We start from the raw sequence: 18,893 nt of genomic DNA on the forward strand, positions 1-18,893 counted from the left end.
TCAATACTCCTTAACGCGCGACCCAACCCAGGGTCCGCTGCGCCAGCACGTCACGTGCCGGAATGAACAGTTCCATCGCCATAAGCCCAAGGTTGCGACCCGCAACCAGCGGTGCCCAGCGATTGGCAAACAGGTGGACTAAACCGTCGGTGACGCCAATGGTCGCCGCTTTGTCCGCCTGGCGTCGTTTCTGGTAATGGCTCAGCACTGAGTATGCGCCACAATCCTGTTGTTCGCTCCACGTTCGGGCCAGGAGCTCGGCCAGGCTCATCACGTCACGGAGGCCAAGGTTGAAGCCTTGCCCGGCGATGGGGTGTAGCGTCTGCGCGGCGTTGCCGACCAGGGCGACGCGATGGGAGACAGTCTGCGATGCGGTCGTCAGCGCAAGCGGATAGGCCACGCGTTTTCCGGCGTGGGTGATGCGCCCAAGCCGCCAGCCGAAGGCCTTTTGCAGCTCGGAACAAAAACGTTCGTCGGACCAGGAGAGAACCTCATCGGCCCGATCCTGCGCATGGCACCATACCAGCGAGCAGCGCCCGTTCGACATCGGCAGCATGGCCAGCGGGCCGTGCTCCGTGAAGCGCTCAAATGCCCTGCCGTTATGCGCGCCAGCCGTAGAGACATTAGCGATGACCGCCGCCTGTCCATAGGGTTCAGAGCGCCATTCGACGCCGCACTGCGTGGCGATCGCGGAGCGTGAACCATCTGCCGCCACCAGCAGTTGCCCCTCCAGCGTGGTGCCGTTGTCCAGCGTCACGCTGACGGCCTCGTCACGGCGGCTGAAGCTGGCGACGCGCGCCGGACAGTGCAGCGTGACGCCAGGGGCATCCTGTAACAGACGGAACAGCCGCAGCCCCACGTCATGCAGCTCGACGACCTGCCCCAGTGCCTCAATTCGGTAATCGTGGGCATCCAGCGTCACAAACCCGGCGTGGCCGCGATCGCTGACGTGAACGGTGCCGATTGCCGTCGCGCAGTCCGCTATCGCCTGCCAGATGCCAATGCGCGCAAGCTGCTGGCAGGTTCCCTGGGCCAGCGCGATGGCGCGGGCATCGAAGCCGGGATGATCGGCCGCCTGCGGCGCAACCGCCTCAACAAGATGCACCGGAAGCTGGCCTTTGGTTAACTGCGAAATGGCCAGCGCCAGAGTAGCGCCGGTCATGCCTCCGCCAACGATGATCACGCTCATACGCGTGCCGCCGCCATCAGCGCCTCGATGTCGTCGGCTTTTTTCACCACGGTCGCGGTCAGGTTTTCGTTACCGGTTTCGGTGATGACGATGTCATCTTCAATGCGAATGCCGATCCCGCGGTACTGTTCTGGCACGTCGGCATCCGGCGCGATGTACAGCCCAGGCTCAACGGTCAGCACCATGCCTGGCTCCAGCACGCGCGAACGTTCCGGACCGTATGCCCCGACGTCATGCACATCCAGCCCCAGCCAGTGGCTCAGGCCGTGCATAAAGTACGGACGATGGGCGTTTTCGGTAATAAGGGTGTCCACATCGCCTTTCAAAATGCCGAGCTTCACCAGCCCGGTAATCATGATGCGCACCACCTCGCCCGTAACCTCCTGGATGGAGGTGCCAGGGCGGAACAGCGTCAGCGCGGTCTCCAGAGACTCAAGCACGATGTCATAGATTTCACGCTGCGCGGTGGTGAATTTACCGTTCACCGGGAAGGTACGGGTGATGTCGCCCGCGTAACCCTGATATTCACAGCCCGCGTCAATCAGCACCAGATCGCCGTCGCGCAGTTCACTTTCGTTTTCGGTGTAGTGCAGAATGCAGCCGTTTTCACCGCCGCCTACGATGGTGTTATAGGACGGGAAGCGCGCGCCGTGACGGTTAAATTCATGGTGAATTTCGCCTTCAAGCTGGTACTCGAACATACCGGGACGGCACTTTTCCATGGCGCGGGTATGCGCCAGGGCGCTGATTTCGCCCGCGCGGCGCATCACATTCAGCTCTTCTTCAGACTTAAACAGGCGCATCTCATGCACCATCGGTCGCCAGTCCGTCAGGGTGGCGGGTGCAGACAAATTCTGACGTGAGCCTTTACGCAGCTTATCCAGCGCGGTGAAGACAATGTCATCCGCATACGCGTATTCGCCCTGCGCGTGATAGAGCACGTCCAGGCCGTTCAGCAGTTGGTAAAGCTGCTGGTTGATTTCGCTGTAGGCCAGCGCACGGTCCACGCCCAGTTTTTCCGGCGCCGCCTCCTGCCCTAAGCGGCGGCCAAACCAGATTTCCGCGGTCAGATCGCGCACGCGGTTAAAAATCACGCTGTGGTTGTGGGTGTCATTGCTTTTAATCAGCACCAGTACCGCTTCCGGCTCGTTAAACCCGGTGAAGTACCAGAAATCACTGCTCTGGCGATAGGGGTATTCGCTGTCGGCGCTGCGCGTCACTTCCGGCGCGGCGAAAATCAGGGCAGCGCTTCCCGGCTGCATTTTTGCCAGCAGCGCCTGACGACGGCGAGAATACTCTTGACTGGAGATAACCATGACACCCTCCTGTGCGTTATTTTTCTTAGTGTAATGTTGGCTTGCGAACTTCCGGCGCGGTCGGCTGCGAGCGCGTAAAGTTGTCGTGGCACAGCAGAGACGCCACGCGCACGTACTCGATAATCTCTTCGAGAGACATTTCCAGCTCTTCCTGGTCTTCGTCTTCATCGTAGCCGAGCTGGGCGATATTACGCAGATCGTCGATCGCTTCACCCGCTTCGCCGGTCACTTTATCCAGTTTAGGCTGGGTTACGCCCAGGCCAAGAAGATAGTGGTTTACCCAACCCGCGAGCGCATCGGCGCGATCGAAGACGCTGACATCGTCGCCTTCAGGCAGATAAAGCTGAAAAAGAAAGCCATCGTCTTCCAGGGAATCGCTGGTTGCGGCGTGCATTTTACGCAGCGCTTCCGCCAGTTCGTGGCCAAACGCCAGCCCTTCGTTGGTGAGGTCGTGGATCAGCGGCTGCCATGAGCTGTCGCTGTTTCCGCCGCACAGTATGCCGCTGATCAGACCGTGCATTTCGGCAGGGGTCAGACCGACTCCCTGCTGGTTCAGTAACTGGTTTAAATCCTTGTAACCAGGCATTTCGTTCTGTATAGACATACGCATTCGTCATCAAAGGGAGGATATTCATGATATGCTACCACTTTGGACCCTGGTGATACCAGAAAAGGGCTTGTATCTTCACATCAGGGTAGCTATAGTGTCGCCCCTTCGCAGCCCCCGGGGCAGTAAGCGAAGGCAGCGCAGTCAATCAGCAGGAAGGTGGCATGTCTGCACAACCCGTCGATCTCCAGATTTTTGGCCGTTCACTGCGAGTGAATTGTCCGCCTGAACAAAGGGATGCCTTGAATCAGGCTGCGGACGATTTGAATCAGCGGTTGCAAGATCTAAAAGAACGCACTAGAGTCACAAATACTGAGCAGCTGGTTTTCATCGCCGCGTTGAACATCAGCTATGAACTGACTCAGGAAAAAGCGAAGACCCGCGATTACGCGGCAAGCATGGAGCAGCGCATTAAAATGCTCCAGCAGACCATAGAACAGGCATTGCTTGATCAAGGTCGCAGTCCCGAAAGACCGGGACCAAAGTTTGAATAACACTTCTCAGTTGACTATGGTAGAGTAACTGTGAAGACAAAATTTCTCTGAGATGTTCGCAAGCGGGCCAGTCCCCTGAGCCGATATTTCATACCACAAGAATGTGGCGCTCCATGGTTGGTGAGCATGCTCGGTCCGTCCGAGAAGCCTTAAAACTATGACGACACATTCACCTTGAACCAAGGGTTCAAGGGTTACAGCCTGCGGCGGCATCTCGGAGATTCCCTCTCTTTTCTTCTACCGACTACCATGACTCAATTCCCTGAAGTTTCTGCTTCACGCCAGGACATCCGTCAGCTTATTCGCCAGCGTCGTCGCGCCTTAAGCGCCGAGCAACAGGCACATTTTGCCCAGCAGGCCGCCGCCCGCATGATGGCCTATCCGCCTGTGGTGATGGCAAACACCGTCGCCCTGTTTCTCTCGTTTGATGGTGAGCTGGATACCCAACCGCTTATCGACCAGCTCTGGCGCGCCGGGAAAAAAGTTTATCTGCCGGTGCTACATCCCTTTAGCCGAGGCAATCTGCTGTTTCTGCACTACCATCCGCACAGCGAGCTGGTGGTAAATCGTCTGAAAATCACCGAACCCAAACTCGACGTGCGCGACGTGCTGCCGCTATCTGAACTGGATGTGCTGATTACGCCGCTGGTGGCGTTTGACGAGCAGGGCCAGCGATTAGGCATGGGCGGGGGGTTCTATGACAGGACGCTGCAAAACTGGCAGCAGTACGGATTGCAGCCGGTGGGGTATGCGCATGATTGCCAGGGCGTGGAGGTATTACCCGTAGAGAAATGGGATGTGCCGTTGCCGGCGGTGGTGACGCCCAGTAAAACCTGGACCTGGTAGAATAAAGCCGGGTGGCGGCTACGCCTTACCCGGCCTGCATAAATCATCGAACATTGTAGGTCGGGTAAGCGTAAGCGCCACCCGACACCACAGACCGCACCATCAGTACAGCAGACGCGCGCGAATCGTCCCCGGAATGGCCTTCATGCTCTGCAATGCTTTCTCGGCGATGTCTTCATCCGCTTCAATATCAATAACCACATAACCCATCTGCGAGTTAGTTTGCAGATACTGCGCAGCAATGTTAACGCCCTGCTCGGCAAAGATCTGGTTGATGGCGGTCAGCACGCCAGGACGGTTTTCGTGGATGTGCAGCAGACGACGCCCACCGTGCAGCGGCAGAGACACCTCCGGGAAGTTCACCGCAGAGAGCGTTGAACCGTTATCGGAATATTTGCTCAGTTTACCCGCCACTTCCAGGCCGATATTCTCCTGCGCTTCCTGAGTAGAACCGCCGATGTGCGGCGTCAGGATCACGTTGTCGAACTCGCACAACGGAGAGGTGAACGGATCGCTGTTGGTGGCCGGTTCCGTCGGGAACACGTCAATCGCCGCACCCGCCAGATGTTTACGCTTCAGCGCGTCGCACAGTGCAGGAATGTCAACCACGGTGCCACGCGCGGCGTTGATCAGCAGAGAGCCCGGCTTCATCAGCGCCAGCTCTTCTGCGCCCATCATGTTTTTGGTGGACGCATTTTCCGGCACGTGCAGGCTTACCACGTCACTCATATTCAGCAGGTCAGACAGGTGTTGAACCTGGGTGGCATTGCCTAACGGCAGCTTGCTTTCGATATCGTAAAAATAGACATGCATACCGAGAGATTCCGCCAGAATCCCCAACTGGGTACCGATGTGGCCATAGCCGATGATACCCAGTTTTTTCCCACGGGCTTCGTAGGAGCCCGCAGCCAGCTTATTCCACACGCCGCGGTGCGCTTTGGCGTTAGCCTCCGGAATGCCGCGCAGGAGCAGCAGCAGCTCGCCAATTACCAGCTCCGCCACGGAACGGGTGTTAGAGAACGGCGCGTTAAAGACCGGGATACCGCGTTTTGCGGCGGCATTCAGATCAACCTGGTTGGTGCCAATGCAGAAACAGCCAATCGCCACCAGCTTTTCCGCCGCAGCAATAACGTCTTCAGTCAGTTGGGTACGGGATCGCAGGCCAATGAAATGGGCATCACGGATGGACGCTTTCAGCTCTTCAGTGTCCAGCGCGCCTTTGTGAAATTCGATGTTGGTGTAGCCTGCTGCGCGAAGGCTATCGAGCGCTTTCTGGTGCACGCCTTCAACCAGCAGGAATTTAATCTTGTCTTTCTCCAGTGATACCTTTGCCATTTACCCGACCCTGTTTTTATCTGAACTGATGTTGTGCTGGATATAAATCCCGTGCAGCCAACATATCAAAAAAAACTATTGCAGCAATATGAACGTTTGCGTCGGCACTCTGAAGAAAAGTCATACAGGGCAAAATGGCAGAGGAAAATGCTGCGGAAAATTACGAACGTGGCAGGATCGGCAAAAGAGGCGGAAAAACGTGACACAAGTCACCGAATTTAGCTTTTCAAAATTTTTTTAGCGGGGGGAGCGTTCCCCCCGTCAGATCATTTTACGATGGTTTTTACACCGTCAGCCGTGCCGATCAGCGCCACATCCGCGCCACGGTTGGCAAATAACCCTACGGTAACAACGCCTGGAATGCCGTTGATCGCATTTTCCAGCGCAATGGCATCGAGGATCTCAAGGCCGTGAACGTCGAGGATCACGTTGCCGTTGTCGGTCACCACACCCTGACGGTATTCCGGACGACCGCCCAGCTTCACAAGTTGACGGGCAACCGCGCTGCGCGCCATCGGGATCACTTCGACCGGCAGCGGGAAATTCCCCAGAATGTCGACCTGCTTGGAGGCGTCCGCGATGCAGATGAACTTATCCGCCACGGAAGCGATGATTTTTTCGCGGGTCAGCGCCGCGCCACCGCCTTTGATCATCTGCATGTGGCCGTTGATTTCATCCGCGCCATCAACGTAAATGCCCAGACGGTCCACTTCGTTGAGGTCGAAAACGGTGATGCCGAGGCTTTTCAGCTTTTCCGTGGAAGCATCGGAGCTGGAAACCGCGCCCTCGATCTGCCCCTTCATCGTGCCCAGCGCATCGATAAAGTGCGCCGCCGTCGACCCCGTACCAACACCGACAATGGTACCCGGCTGTACGTACTGGAGAGCGGCCCATCCTACTGCTTTTTTCAGTTCATCCTGCGTCATGATCGTTTTGCCTGTGGTGTGAAAACTCAGGGCGCATTATAGAACACGTCGAATGGATTTCGTCTGCCACGAAGGGAAAATTGTGTCATAGTGCAGATTAAGCAAAATTAAGGAGTCAGCCAGAGCAATGAAACGTCCGGACTACAGAACACTACAGGCACTTGATGCAGTTATTCGTGAACGCGGTTTTGAGCGCGCGGCGCAAAAGCTGTGCATCACCCAGTCCGCCGTATCACAGCGTATCAAACAGCTTGAAAACATGTTCGGGCAGCCGCTGCTGGTGCGTACCGTACCGCCGCGTCCGACAGAGCAAGGACAAAAGCTCCTCGCCCTGCTGCGTCAGGTTGAACTGCTGGAAGATGAATGGCTGGGCGATGAACAAACCGGCTCCACGCCGCTGCTGCTGTCGCTGGCGGTGAACGCCGACAGTCTGGCAACCTGGCTGCTGCCGGCCCTTGCGCCAGTGCTGGCCGACTCCCCAATCCGCCTGAACCTTCAGGTTGAAGACGAGACCCGCACTCAGGAACGCCTGCGCCGTGGCGAAGTGGTTGGGGCGGTCAGTATTCAGCCGCAGGCGCTGCCAAGCTGTCTGGTGGATCAGCTGGGCGCGCTGGATTACCTGTTTGTCGGTTCAAAAGCCTTTGCAGAGCGCTACTTCCCGAACGGCGTGACTCGCGCCGCGCTGCTGAAAGCCCCTGCCGTCGCGTTCGACCATCTGGACGATATGCATCAGGCCTTCCTGCAACAAAACTTCGATTTGCCGCCGGGCAGCGTGCCGTGTCATATCGTTAACTCGTCCGAAGCCTTCGTACAGCTCGCGCGTCAGGGCACGACCTGCTGCATGATCCCGCATTTGCAGATTGAGAAAGAGTTGAAAAGTGGTGAGCTGATTGATTTAACCCCGGGGCTGTATCAGCGCCGGATGCTCTACTGGCACCGTTTTGCCCCGGAAAGCCGCATGATGCGCAACGTCACCGACGCGCTACTGGCGTTTGGGCATAAGGTGTTGAGACAGGATTAATCGCTTGAATTCCCTCTCCCTGTGGGAGAGGGTTAGGGTGAGGGCAAACTACTGCGCCTTAGCCGCCTCAGTTTGCTGAGTTTGAGTTGGCTCCAGCTGGAACACCACATCAACCTGATCGTCGAACTGAATGGTTGGCTGCTCGTAGGTTTCCTGAGCAGAAACCGGCGCGGCGTCCGCCTTCATCATCCGCACCATCGGGCTTGGCTGGTAGTTTGAAACGTGGTATCGCACGCTGTAAACCGGACCGAGCTTGCTTTTAAAGCCGGATGCCAGCTGCTGCGCCTGATGAATGGCATCATCAATAGCCGCTTTACGCGCTTCGTCTTTATATTTCTCCGGTTGCGCAACGCCCAGCGAGACGGAACGAATTTCGTTCAGCCCTGCCTTCAGCGCACCATCCAGCAATCCGTTGAGCTTATCAAGCTGGCGCACGGTCACTTCTACAGTACGCACGGCGCGATAGCCTTTCAGGATGCTTTTGCCGTTCTGGTAGTCGTAATCCGGTTGGGTACGCAGGTTCGCAGAGCTGATGTCTTTTTTCGCGACACCGTTCTGTTCCAGGAAAGAGAGGTATTGCGCAACACGATCGTCTGCCTGTTTCTTAGCGGAAGCAGCATCTTTCGCCGCCACGTTCACTTCAATTGCCAGGGTTGCAACATCCGGTACCGCATCCACGCTTGCCGTACCTGAAGTGACAATGTGCGGGCCGTTTGGCAGTTCATTCGCCTGCACCGACACCGCACCTAAACTTACTAATGCCGCCAGGGCCATCACCTTAAACTTCACTGTCATTCCTCCATGTTGCGAAGAGTGCCCTGTTAACAGGGCTCATGCCAGCAAGCTTAGCGGGTCTTGTCCAGATGTCCATAAGACAACGCTTAGTTGAACAATCCCTGTACGTGATGAATGCCCTCTTTCGCCAGCTGGAAGGCAATAAACCACATCACCAGCCCCACCAGGGTATTGATAATGCGCTGTGCTTTGGCGGTACGCAGTCGTGGCGCCAGCCACGCCGCCAGGATCGCAAGACCGAAGAACCAGAGGAAGGAGGCGCTGACCGTACCGAGCGCAAACCAGCGTTTCGGCTCAACGTCCAGCTGTCCGCCCAGGCTGCCCAGCACCACAAAGGTATCAAGGTAGACGTGCGGGTTAAGCCACGTTACGGCGAGCATGGTGACGATAATCTTCCAGCGCCCCTGCTTCATCACTTCGGCGCTCGCCAGCTCAAGATTGCTGCTCATGGCCGTTTTCAGGGCACCAAACCCGTACCACAGCAGAAACGCTACGCCGCCCCAGGTAACCAGCGCCAGCAGCCACGGCGACTGCATCAACAGGGCGCTGCCGCCAAAAATCCCGGCGCAAATCAGCAGCAGATCGCTCACCGCACACAGCAGGGCAATCATCAGATGATACTGGCGGCGAATGCCCTGGTTCATCACGAACGCATTTTGTGGACCAAGGGGAAGGATCATGGCCGCACCTAACACAAGCCCCTGAAAATAATAAGATAACATGACGTAATTCTCGCAGAGTTGTCCTGGAGGCAGACTATACTGCGGGAACGTCATTAGAGGAAATGGATAATATTAATTGGGGATTAGCTGGGCTAATAAAAGAAAAGCCCGGTGTCGCTGACGCTTACCGGGCCTACGGGAGACGTTACTCTGCTTCTTTGACTTTTTTGACGTTTACGTCCATCTGCGGGTACGGGAAGCTGATGCCGTTGGCATCGAAATCACGCTTGATGCGCTCCAGCACATCCCAGTAAACGTTTTGAAGATCGCTGCTTTTGCTCCAGATGCGCACCACAAAATTAATAGATGACGCGCCCAGCTCATTCAGACGAACGGTCTGCTCGCGGTCCTTCAGAATACGGTCATCTGAAGCAATGATGTTGGTAATCAGAGACTTAACCTGATCGATATCGGAGTCGTACGCCACGCTGATGATCAGCTCGTTACGACGCACCGGCTCGCGGGAGAAGTTAATGATATTGCCCGCAATGATTTTCCCGTTCGGGACTACCACAATGCGACCATCCACGGTACGCAGGGTCGTGGAGAAAATCTGAACCTGCAACACGGTACCGGCAATACCGCCCAGATCCACATACTCACCGGAACGGAACGGACGGAAGGTCACCAGCAATACGCCCGCCGCCAGGTTAGACAGCGAACCCTGCAATGCCAGACCAATGGCCAGACCGGCAGCACCGAGCACAGCGATGACGGATGCCGTCTGCACGCCGACACGCCCCAGCGCCGCAATCAGCGTAAAGGCGATAATGCCGTAACGGACCAGCGCGGAGAGGAAATCGGCGACTGTGGCATCAATGTGTCGTGCGACCATCACCCGGTTGACAGCGTTCGAAACGATACGCGCCACGATCATCCCGACAATGATGATGGCAATAGCGGCAACAATATTCACGGCGTAGCTCAGCAGTAGCGCCTGGTTGCGCACCAGCCAGTTACCCGCGTTATTGATGCTGTCTACAACATCAAGTTGTTCCATTTATTCTTCCTTTTGTTAAACCAAAACACAAAATCCATCCCCCATGGAGACAGGCAGGTCAGTAAAGGGTAAACAAAAAGCACCGGCTTTGCCAAACAGATCACAAAATCAGGTATTGCAGGATATTGAAAAAGCATAAAAAAAGGCCCGCATATGCGGACCTTCTTGACGCTATGAACAGCTCAAATTACAGAACGTCAACCGCGTTCAGTTCTTTGAATGCCTGCTCCAGACGAGTAATCATAGAAGTCTGGGCAGCGCGCAGCCATACGCGTGGATCGTAGTATTTCTTGTTCGGCTGGTCTTCGCCTTTCGGGTTGCCCAGCTGACCTTGCAGGTAAGCTTCGTTGGTTTTGTAGTATTGCAGGATACCGTCCCAGGTTGCCCATTGGGTGTCGGTATCGATATTCATTTTCACTACGCCGTAGCTTACGGAATCTTTGATTTCCTGAGCAGAAGAACCGGAACCGCCGTGGAAGACGAAGTTCAGGCTGTTGTGCGGCAGGTTGTGTTTTTTGGACACGTATTCCTGAGAATCACGCAGGATGGTCGGGGTCAGAACCACGTTACCTGGTTTGTATACGCCGTGTACGTTACCGAAGGACGCTGCGATAGTGAAGCGTGGGCTGATTTTGCTCAGCTCGGTGTAAGCGTAATCAACGTCTTCTGGCTGAGTGTACAGTGCAGAAGCGTCCATGTGGCTGTTGTCCACACCGTCTTCTTCACCGCCGGTGCAACCCAGTTCGATTTCCAGGGTCATGCCCATTTTGGACATACGCGCCAGGTACTTAGAGCAGATCTCGATGTTTTCTTCCAGAGACTCTTCGGACAGGTCGATCATGTGAGAAGAGAACAGTGGCTTACCGGTTGCTGCGAAGTGTTTTTCACCTGCGTCCAGCAGACCGTCGATCCATGGCAGCAGTTTTTTCGCGCAGTGGTCAGTGTGCAGGATAACCGGAACACCGTAGTGCTCAGCCATCTGGTGAACGTGATGTGCGCCAGAGATAGCGCCCAGGATTGCAGCACCCTGAGGAATGTCAGTTTTCACGCCTTTACCTGCGATGAACGCAGCGCCGCCGTTAGAGAACTGAACGATAACTGGAGCTTTAACTTTAGCAGCAGTTTCCAGTACGGCGTTGATGGAGTCGGTACCCACGCAGTTAACTGCTGGCAGAGCGAAGTTGTTTTCTTTAGCTACCTGGAACACTTTCTGTACGTCATCACCAGTGATAACGCCAGGTTTTACGAAATCAAAAATTTTAGACATGTTGCTTAGTCCTGTATCTTCGGCCGTTAGAAATGGTGCGAGCTCTGATAAGCGCGCTGAAAATTGGGCAGGTTTCCCTGCCCCTGAATGGCTTACTTCTTAGCGCGCTCTTCGAGCATTGCTACTGCTGGCAGAACTTTGCCTTCCACGAATTCGAGGAATGCGCCGCCACCAGTGGAGATGTAGGAGATCTTGTCAGCGATACCGAACAGGTCGATTGCTGCCAGGGTGTCACCACCGCCTGCGATAGAGAACGCTTCGCTGTCTGCGATTGCGTTAGCCACGATCTCAGTCCCTTTGCGGAAGTTCGGGAATTCGAACACGCCGACAGGACCGTTCCACAGGATAGTTTTTGCGTTTTTCAGGATTTCAGCCAGTTTCTGTGCAGAAACGTCGCCCAGGTCCAGAATCTGCTCTTCATCTTTGATGTCGTTAACAGATTTCAGGGTTGCGGTAGCAGTTTCGGAGAACTCGGTTGCCACGCGAACGTCAGTTGGAACCGGGATATCACAGGTACCCAGCAGACGTTTGGCTTCGTCAACCAGATCCGCTTCGTACAGGGATTTACCCACGTTGTGGCCTTGCGCAGCAACGAAGGTGTTCGCGATACCACCGCCAACGATCAGCTGGTCAGCGATTTTGGACAGAGAATCCAGTACGGTCAGTTTGGTAGAAACTTTAGAACCACCAACGATAGCGACCATTGGACGAGCAGGTTCTTTCAGTGCTTTACCCAGCGCTTCCAGTTCGTCAGCCAGCAGCGGACCTGCACAGGCGACGTCTGCGAATTTACCGATACCGTGGGTAGATGCCTGCGCACGGTGAGCCGTACCGAATGCATCCATCACGAATACGTCGCACAGCGCAGCGTATTTTTTGGACAGGGTTTCGTCGTCTTTCTTTTCGCCTTTGTTGAAGCGAACGTTTTCCAGAACAACCAGCTCACCTTCGGCAACTTCCACGCCGTCCAGGTAATCTTTCACCAGGCGAACCGGGCTGGACAGTTTGTCTTTCAGGTAATTAACAACCGGCAGCAGAGAGAACTCTTCGTTGTACTCGCCTTCAGTTGGACGGCCCAGGTGGGAGGTGACCATCACTTTAGCGCCCTGCTTCAGAGCCAGTTCAATGGTTGGCAGAGATGCACGGATACGCGCGTCGCTGGTCACTTTGCCATCTTTAACCGGTACGTTCAGATCGGCACGGATGAAAACGCGTTTACCTGCCAGATCCAGATCGGTCATCTTAATTACAGACATGGTGAATCCTCTCGTTGATTCTTAAAGTTTTGCAAGCGCAAGGTGCGCTCTACCTGAAACCTTTCGCGGCCATGGCTAACGTGGTGTCGAGCATTCGGTTAGCAAAGCCCCATTCGTTATCACACCAGACCAGCGTCTTGATGAGGTGCGCACCACTGACTCGCGTCTGCGTGCCATCCACGATGGCGCTATGCGGGTCGTGGTTAAAATCTACTGAGACCAACGGTAATTCCGTATAGTCAACTATACCATGAAATGCTCCCTGTGCCGCTTTTTGCAGCAACAGGTTGACTTCACAGGCTTTTACCGGTTTTTTCACCGTCACGCTAAGATCGATTGCGGTGACGTTTATCGTCGGAACGCGCACGGCAATCGCTTCAAAACGGTCGTTAAACTGCGGGAAAATACGGGTGATCCCGGCAGCCAGTTTCGTATCCACCGGAATGATTGACTGGCTCGCCGCGCGAGTGCGTCGTAAATCCGGATGGTAGGCGTCGATTACCTGCTGATCGTGCATGGCGGAGTGAATCGTGGTCACGGTGCCGGATTCAATGCCATAAGCATCGTCTAACAGTTTAATGACCGGAATAATGCAGTTGGTGGTGCAGGAGGCGTTGGAGACAATGCGGTGTTCAGCGTGCAGCTCGTGCTGGTTAACACCAAACACGACGGTGGCGTCGAGGTCGTTACTGCCGGGATGGGAGAACAGCACTTTTTTCGCGCCAGCATTCAGATGCGCTTCGCCATGTTCACGGTTACCGTACACGCCGGTACAGTCCAGCACCACATCCACACCCAGTTCGCGCCAGGGCAGCCCTTCAATACTGTTCTCATGCAGCACGCGGATGGCATCGTCACCGACGAACAGCTGTTCCCTTTCCTGGCGAACATCCCAGGCAAAGCGACCGTGGCTGGTGTCATATTTCAACAAATGTGCCATGCCCGCAGCATCCGCCAGTTCATTGATTGCCACCACGGTGATTTCCGCACGACGCCCGGATTCATATAAAGCACGAACCACGTTGCGCCCGATGCGACCGAAGCCATTAATCGCTACGCGTACGGTCATAGATCTCCTGCAAAGCTATCCCTGAGTTTGAGGTGGCTGAAAGAGTAATCCAGCGACGCCCGAAGGGGAATCCTTGCTGTCACAAACTGCGATTGATTGGTCAATTGTCGAACATTTAATCGACTGAAACGCTTCAGCAAGAATAAGCGAATCGGGGAATAAAAGGAATGTCTGTCCAGATGAATAAGCGAGCTATATGACTTGCGTCACATTTTGGGTGGAATAATGCTTACAAAAAAGCCGGGTGGCGCGTTAGCGCTTACCCGGCCTACTTTATTCTCCCTCTCCCCGTGGGAGAGAGCCAGGGTGAGGGCATCAGCCCGCACCGGACAAACAATTACAGCAGTTCTTTCGCCTTAGCGACAACGTTTTCAACGGTGAAGCCGAACTCTTCAAACAGCTGTTCAGCTGGCGCAGACTCACCAAACGTGGTCATCCCGACGATAGCGCCGTTCAGACCCACGTATTTGAACCAGTAGTCTGCGATACCCGCTTCCACTGCCACGCGAGCGGAGACCGCTTTAGGCAGTACGGATTCGCGGTACGCGGCATCCTGCTTGTCGAACGCATCGGTAGACGGCATGGAAACCACACGCGCCTTCACGCCTTCGGCAGTCAGTTTTTCCCATGCTGCTACAGCCAGTTCAACTTCTGAACCGGTGGCGATGAAGATCAGCTCAGGCTGGCCCGCGCAATCTTTCAGCACGTAACCACCGCGTGCGATGTTCGCCAGCTGCTCTGGAGTACGCTCCTGCTGCGCCAGGTTCTGACGGGAGAGGATCAGCGCGGTTGGACCGTCCTGACGCTCAACGCCGTATTTCCACGCCACCGCAGATTCAACCTGGTCACATGGACGCCATGTGCTCATGTTCGGGGTCACGCGCAGGGAAGCCACCTGCTCTACTGGCTGGTGAGTTGGACCATCTTCGCCCAGACCGATGGAGTCGTGGGTGTAGACCATCACCTGACGCTGTTTCATCAGCGCAGCCATACGCACGGCGTTACGTGCATATTCCACAAACATCAGGAAGGTAGAAGTGTACGGCAGGAAACCACCGTGCAGAGCGATACCGTTGGCAATCGCAGTCATACCGAACTCACGTACACCGTAATGGATGTAGTTACCGGCAGTATCTTCGTTGATTGGCTTAGATCCGGACCACAGGGTCAGGTTTGATGGCGCCAGGTCAGCGGAGCCGCCGAGGAATTCTGGAAGCAGAGGGCCAAACGCTTCGATCGCATTCTGAGATGCTTTACGGCTGGCGATCTTGGCTGGGTTCGCCTGCAACTTCGCGATGAACTCGTTCGCTTTGGCGTCGAAGTCAGACGGCATGTCACCTTTCATACGACGGGTGAACTCAGCCGCTTCCTGTGGGAAGGCTTTCGCGTAAGCCGCGAACTTCTCGTTCCAGGCCGCTTCTTTCGCCTGACCCACTTCTTTCGCATCCCACTGAGCGTAGATTTCAGACGGGATTTCGAAGGCAGGGTGTTTCCAGCCCAGCGCTTCACGGGTCAGTGCAATTTCCGCGTCGCCCAGCGGTGCGCCGTGGGAGTCGTGAGTGCCCGCTTTGTTCGGAGAACCGAAGCCGATGATGGTTTTGCACATCAGCAGGGACGGTTTGTCGGTCACGGCGCGCGCTTCTTCTACGGCACGTTTAATCGAGTCAGCATCGTGGCCATCAACGCCGCGCACAACATGCCAGCCGTAGGCTTCGAAACGTGCGGCGGTGTCGTCAGTGAACCAGCCTTCAACGTGGCCGTCGATGGAAATGCCGTTGTCGTCGTAGAACGCAACCAGTTTACCCAGCTTCAGGGTGCCTGCCAGGGAGCACACTTCGTGAGAAATGCCTTCCATCATGCAGCCGTCGCCCAGGAAGGCGTAGGTGAAGTGGTCAACGATGTCGTGGCCAGGACGGTTAAACTGCGCCGCCAGGGTCTTCTCTGCAATCGCCATACCTACGGCGTTAGCGATGCCCTGACCCAGCGGACCGGTAGTGGTTTCAACGCCAGCGGTGTAGCCTACTTCCGGATGACCTGGAGTTTTGGAGTGCAGCTGACGGAAGTTTTTCAGCTCTTCGATTGGCAGATCGTAGCCAGTGAGGTGCAGCAGGCTGTAGATCAGCATAGAGCCGTGGCCGTTAGACAGCACGAAACGGTCGCGGTCTGCCCATGCCGGGTTCTGCGGGTTGTGGTTAAGGAAATCACGCCACAGGACTTCGGCGATGTCAGCCATGCCCATAGGGGCACCCGGGTGGCCGGATTTGGCTTTCTGTACTGCGTCCATGCTCAGCGCACGAATAGCATTAGCAAGCTCTTTACGTGAGGACATTTTAACTCCAGATCGGACTGTTAAAGGCCATGCCCTTGACGACAGCGCGTTTTGGGCTACGCCGGAAAAAAGTGCCAACAATGTAACCCAAGCCGCAGGGCATGTACATGGACCATTCTTTGGCAGCTTAAGAAATCTCTGGATCATGCTCGCATGTTGCGCAATCTGCTCGCCCGCCCCTGTAGATATTCCTTATACTTAGCCCGACACCGGCTTCGTTGACGGTGCATTTTTCGGAATTAATTCAGATTAACGAGTACGGAAGCAACATCATGAAAATGCGTGCAATCGGGCTGGCTGTGGGAACAACGCTCCTGCTAAGCGGCTGTCAGAATATGGATTCTAACGGCCTGATGACCTCAGGCGCAGAAGCTTTTCAGGCCTACTCACTGAGCGATGCGCAGGTGAAAGCGCTGAGCGACGAGGCCTGTAAGGATATGGATGGAAAAGCTACGCTTGCCCCGGCAAACAGCACCTACACGCAGCGTCTGAACAAGATTGCTTCCGCGCTGGGCGACAACATTAACGGTCAGCCGGTGAACTACAAGGTGTATATGGCGAAAGACGTCAACGCCTTCGCGATGGCTAACGGCTGTATCCGCGTATACAGCGGCCTGATGGACATGATGACCGACAACGAAGTGGAAGCGGTGATCGGCCATGAAATGGGTCACGTTGCTCTGGGTCACGTGAAGAAAGGGATGCAGGTTGCGCTGGGCACCAATGCCGTGCGTGCAGCGGCGGCCTCTGCGGGCGGCATTGTCGGCAGCCTGTCCCAGTCGCAGCTGGGCGACGTGGGTGAGAAACTGGTTAACTCCCAGTTCTCCCAGCGTCAGGAGTCGGAAGCGGATGACTATTCTTACGATCTGTTGCGCAAGCGCGGCATCAACCCATCAGGTTTAGCCACCAGCTTCGAAAAACTGGCGAAACTGGAGGAAGGCCGTCAAAGCTCCATGTTTGACGATCACCCGGCCTCCGTTGAACGCGCGCAGCATATCCGTGACCGCATGGCGGCAGACGGTATTAAATAATACTCCGGCCCGGTGCGCGCCGCGCTACCGGGCAACAAGACTCAATCAGTACAGCGTTTTCTGTGGAGGCCCGGCAAACTTAAGGGCGCCAATCTGCCCCATCCGCACCTCTACCACCGACGGCCCCGGCATCGCCAGCGCTTCCATCATCACCGCGTCAAAATCCTCGGCCTGCTCAACGCTCCAGGCCTGTAGACCAATCGCCTGCGCCAGCAGGGTAAAATCCGGCGTATGCAGCGCGTTATAATACTGACGCCCGCCAAAATATTTATCCTGAATACCACGCATTACGCCGTAGCCCCCGTCGTTCATGATCAGCAGCGTCACGTTGGCTTTCTCCTGCGCCAGCGTCGCCAGTTCGCCTAAATTAAGGCTCAGGCCGCCGTCGCCCACCAGCCCCACCACCTTGCGCTGTGGGTTGGCAATCGCGGTGCCGATAGCCATCGGCAGGCCCATGCCAATCGCCCCGGCGAGGGAGTGAATATTCATCAGCGGACCGTTAGCCCTGAACAGGCGGCTACCCCACAGGCTGCCGGACACGGTGATATCGCGCACCAGCAGGCCGTCTTTCGGCAGGGCTTTCTCAATGGCGTCGTTAAGCTTCGCATAGGCGCCGCACTGCTCGCGCAGCCCCTGCTCAGCTTGCCCGACAGCCTGCTGTACCTGCGTATCCCACTGGGCGTTGCCCCACTCGCGGCCCTGCACTTTTTCAGCCAGCGCGCCAAGCAGCGCTGAACAATCGGCTATCAACGTGCTATCCATCAGGTAGTTACGGCTTGCTGCCGCCGGGTCGATATCGAGCTGCACCCGCGGGGAAGGCAGCTCAAGCGTCCAGGATCGGGTTTCGTTGCTGCGCAGGCGAGAACCGGCCACCAACGTAAAATCACACTGCGCAATGAGCGCCTCCACCGACGGCGAGTTGTGGAACGCCCGCAGGCTGGCGCGGTGGTTGTCCGGCAGCACGCCGCGCGCGTGGGTGCTGGAAATCACGGTGATGCCCGCATCCGCCAGTTTTTTCACCGCCTCAGCGCTTCCCAGCGCCCCGCCGCCCAGCCAAAGCAGCGGCTGTTTCGCCTGTTTGAGCTGCGCCCACAGCGCGTCAACCATTCCGGTATCCACGGCCGGAGCCGATACCGGTTTGATCGGAGCGGTTACCAGCGACAGCGGAATTTTGGCGCTCTGAATATCAATCGGGATTTCCACCGAGACCGGTCCGCACGGCGGGGTCTGCGCGTCCTGGATGGCTTTATGCAGAATCGCTATCGCCTGATTCGCATTGCTGATGCGGTACGCCCGTTTTGAGCTGGCCTTCAGGAAGGTCAGCTGGTCACGGGTTTCATGGATAAACCCGGTGTCGGCGTCCAGCCAGGCTTTCTCAACCTGCCCGGTTAAATGCAGCAGCGGCGTGCAGGCATTCATGGCTTCCACCAGCGCGCCTACCGCGTTCCCGGCCCCCGCGCCGGTGCTGGTCAGCGCCACGCCGAGGCCGGAAAAGCGCCCGTGAGCATCGGCCATGGTGACGGAACCGGCTTCACCGCGCGCGGGCACAAAGCGGATATTGCCCCGCTGCCCAACCGCATCCGCGATCGGCAGGTTGTGAATGGAGATGACGCCGTAGATGGCCTCAACCTGATACTGCTCCAGCGTTCTGGCGATGGCGTCGCCGACGGTTATCATTTCGCTCATTGCT

Annotated in this window: 17 protein-coding genes and 1 other RNA gene; 5 read left to right on the forward strand and 13 right to left on the reverse strand. The window is 56.3% G+C overall.

Annotated features, from left to right (window positions below; all coding sequences use genetic code 11):
- Positions 1 to 10: 10 nt before the first annotated feature.
- Genes ubiH through SK53_RS13065 form a run of 3 tightly spaced genes read right to left on the reverse strand, consistent with a single transcriptional unit; the run spans position 11 to position 3,109 of the window.
- Positions 11 to 1,189, reverse strand: a complete 1,179-nt coding sequence (ubiH, locus tag SK53_RS13055) for a 2-octaprenyl-6-methoxyphenyl hydroxylase (protein ID WP_003860103.1) — start codon at positions 1,187 to 1,189, stop codon at positions 11 to 13.
- Positions 1,186 to 2,499, reverse strand: a complete 1,314-nt coding sequence (gene pepP, locus SK53_RS13060; RefSeq protein ID WP_086527952.1) for a Xaa-Pro aminopeptidase — start codon at positions 2,497 to 2,499, stop codon at positions 1,186 to 1,188. The genes ubiH and pepP overlap by 4 nt, the downstream gene beginning before the upstream one ends.
- 31 nt (positions 2,500 to 2,530) lie before the next feature.
- Entirely contained in the window at positions 2,531 to 3,109 is a 579-nt protein-coding gene (locus tag SK53_RS13065) for a YecA/YgfB family protein (RefSeq protein WP_003860099.1), read from the reverse strand.
- Between the two features lie 167 nt (positions 3,110 to 3,276).
- Here SK53_RS13065 and zapA point away from each other — a divergent pair, with 167 nt between their 5' ends.
- The 3 genes from zapA (at position 3,277) to SK53_RS13075 (ending at position 4,452) form a co-directional block, all read left to right on the forward strand.
- A complete protein-coding gene (gene zapA, locus SK53_RS13070) occupies positions 3,277 to 3,606 on the forward strand; it encodes a cell division protein ZapA (protein ID WP_003860096.1) in 330 nt (109 codons plus the stop codon).
- Positions 3,607 to 3,647: 41 nt separating this feature from the next.
- Positions 3,648 to 3,831, forward strand: a non-coding RNA gene (gene ssrS, locus SK53_RS22815) — 6S RNA.
- Positions 3,832 to 3,855: 24 nt separating this feature from the next.
- A complete protein-coding gene (locus SK53_RS13075; RefSeq protein ID WP_003860095.1) occupies positions 3,856 to 4,452 on the forward strand; it encodes a 5-formyltetrahydrofolate cyclo-ligase in 597 nt (198 codons plus the stop codon).
- 102 nt (positions 4,453 to 4,554) lie between these two features.
- On the opposite strand, the gene serA is transcribed toward SK53_RS13075, so the two are convergent.
- Both serA and rpiA read right to left on the reverse strand, forming a co-directional pair.
- A complete protein-coding gene (serA, locus tag SK53_RS13080) occupies positions 4,555 to 5,787 on the reverse strand; it encodes a phosphoglycerate dehydrogenase (RefSeq protein ID WP_023314806.1) in 1,233 nt (410 codons plus the stop codon).
- Positions 5,788 to 6,053: 266 nt separating this feature from the next.
- The gene (gene rpiA / locus SK53_RS13085) at positions 6,054 to 6,713 is read right to left on the reverse strand and encodes a ribose-5-phosphate isomerase RpiA (RefSeq protein WP_003860091.1); all 660 of its coding nucleotides are present in this window, start codon (positions 6,711 to 6,713) and stop codon (positions 6,054 to 6,056) included.
- Between the two features lie 127 nt (positions 6,714 to 6,840).
- On the opposite strand from rpiA, the gene argP reads away from it, so the two are divergent.
- Positions 6,841 to 7,734: a DNA-binding transcriptional regulator ArgP gene (gene argP / locus SK53_RS13090; RefSeq protein WP_003860089.1), complete on the forward strand. Its 894-nt coding sequence runs from the start codon at positions 6,841 to 6,843 to the stop codon at positions 7,732 to 7,734.
- Between the two features lie 48 nt (positions 7,735 to 7,782).
- On the opposite strand, the gene SK53_RS13095 is transcribed toward argP, so the two are convergent.
- The 7 genes from SK53_RS13095 to tkt form a co-directional block, all read right to left on the reverse strand.
- On the reverse strand, positions 7,783 to 8,523 hold the full coding sequence (locus SK53_RS13095) for an oxidative stress defense protein (protein WP_003860087.1): 741 nt from the start codon (positions 8,521 to 8,523) through the stop codon (positions 7,783 to 7,785).
- A gap of 92 nt (positions 8,524 to 8,615) precedes the next feature.
- The gene (gene argO / locus SK53_RS13100) at positions 8,616 to 9,251 is read right to left on the reverse strand and encodes an arginine exporter ArgO (protein WP_039269094.1); all 636 of its coding nucleotides are present in this window, start codon (positions 9,249 to 9,251) and stop codon (positions 8,616 to 8,618) included.
- Between the two features lie 145 nt (positions 9,252 to 9,396).
- Positions 9,397 to 10,251, reverse strand: coding sequence for a small-conductance mechanosensitive channel MscS (locus SK53_RS13105; protein WP_022651818.1), 855 nt, complete (start codon positions 10,249 to 10,251; stop codon positions 9,397 to 9,399).
- A gap of 187 nt (positions 10,252 to 10,438) precedes the next feature.
- Positions 10,439 to 11,518 (reverse strand): class II fructose-bisphosphate aldolase, encoded by a 1,080-nt coding sequence (gene fbaA / locus SK53_RS13110; RefSeq protein WP_003860079.1) that lies wholly within the window; start codon positions 11,516 to 11,518, stop codon positions 10,439 to 10,441.
- Between the two features lie 92 nt (positions 11,519 to 11,610).
- A complete protein-coding gene (gene pgk / locus SK53_RS13115; protein ID WP_003860077.1) occupies positions 11,611 to 12,774 on the reverse strand; it encodes a phosphoglycerate kinase in 1,164 nt (387 codons plus the stop codon).
- Between the two features lie 49 nt (positions 12,775 to 12,823).
- Positions 12,824 to 13,843, reverse strand: a complete 1,020-nt coding sequence (gene epd / locus SK53_RS13120; RefSeq protein WP_003860076.1) for an erythrose-4-phosphate dehydrogenase — start codon at positions 13,841 to 13,843, stop codon at positions 12,824 to 12,826.
- 337 nt (positions 13,844 to 14,180) lie between these two features.
- On the reverse strand, positions 14,181 to 16,172 hold the full coding sequence (tkt, locus tag SK53_RS13125; protein WP_003860074.1) for a transketolase: 1,992 nt from the start codon (positions 16,170 to 16,172) through the stop codon (positions 14,181 to 14,183).
- A gap of 272 nt (positions 16,173 to 16,444) precedes the next feature.
- Between tkt and SK53_RS13130 the strand changes: the two genes are divergently transcribed.
- Positions 16,445 to 17,203 carry a metalloprotease LoiP gene (locus SK53_RS13130; protein ID WP_003860073.1) on the forward strand — a complete coding sequence of 253 codons (759 nt, stop codon included), beginning with the start codon at positions 16,445 to 16,447 and terminating at the stop codon, positions 17,201 to 17,203.
- A 45-nt stretch (positions 17,204 to 17,248) separates the two neighbouring features.
- On the opposite strand, the gene SK53_RS13135 is transcribed toward SK53_RS13130, so the two are convergent.
- Positions 17,249 to 18,889 carry a thiamine pyrophosphate-binding protein gene (locus tag SK53_RS13135; protein WP_022651819.1) on the reverse strand — a complete coding sequence of 547 codons (1,641 nt, stop codon included), beginning with the start codon at positions 18,887 to 18,889 and terminating at the stop codon, positions 17,249 to 17,251.
- Between the last annotated feature and the right edge of the window lie 4 nt (positions 18,890 to 18,893).

The sequence above is a fragment of the Enterobacter sp. MGH119 genome (assembly GCF_001037675.1).
Classification (GTDB): Bacteria; Pseudomonadota; Gammaproteobacteria; order Enterobacterales; family Enterobacteriaceae; genus Enterobacter; species Enterobacter hormaechei_C.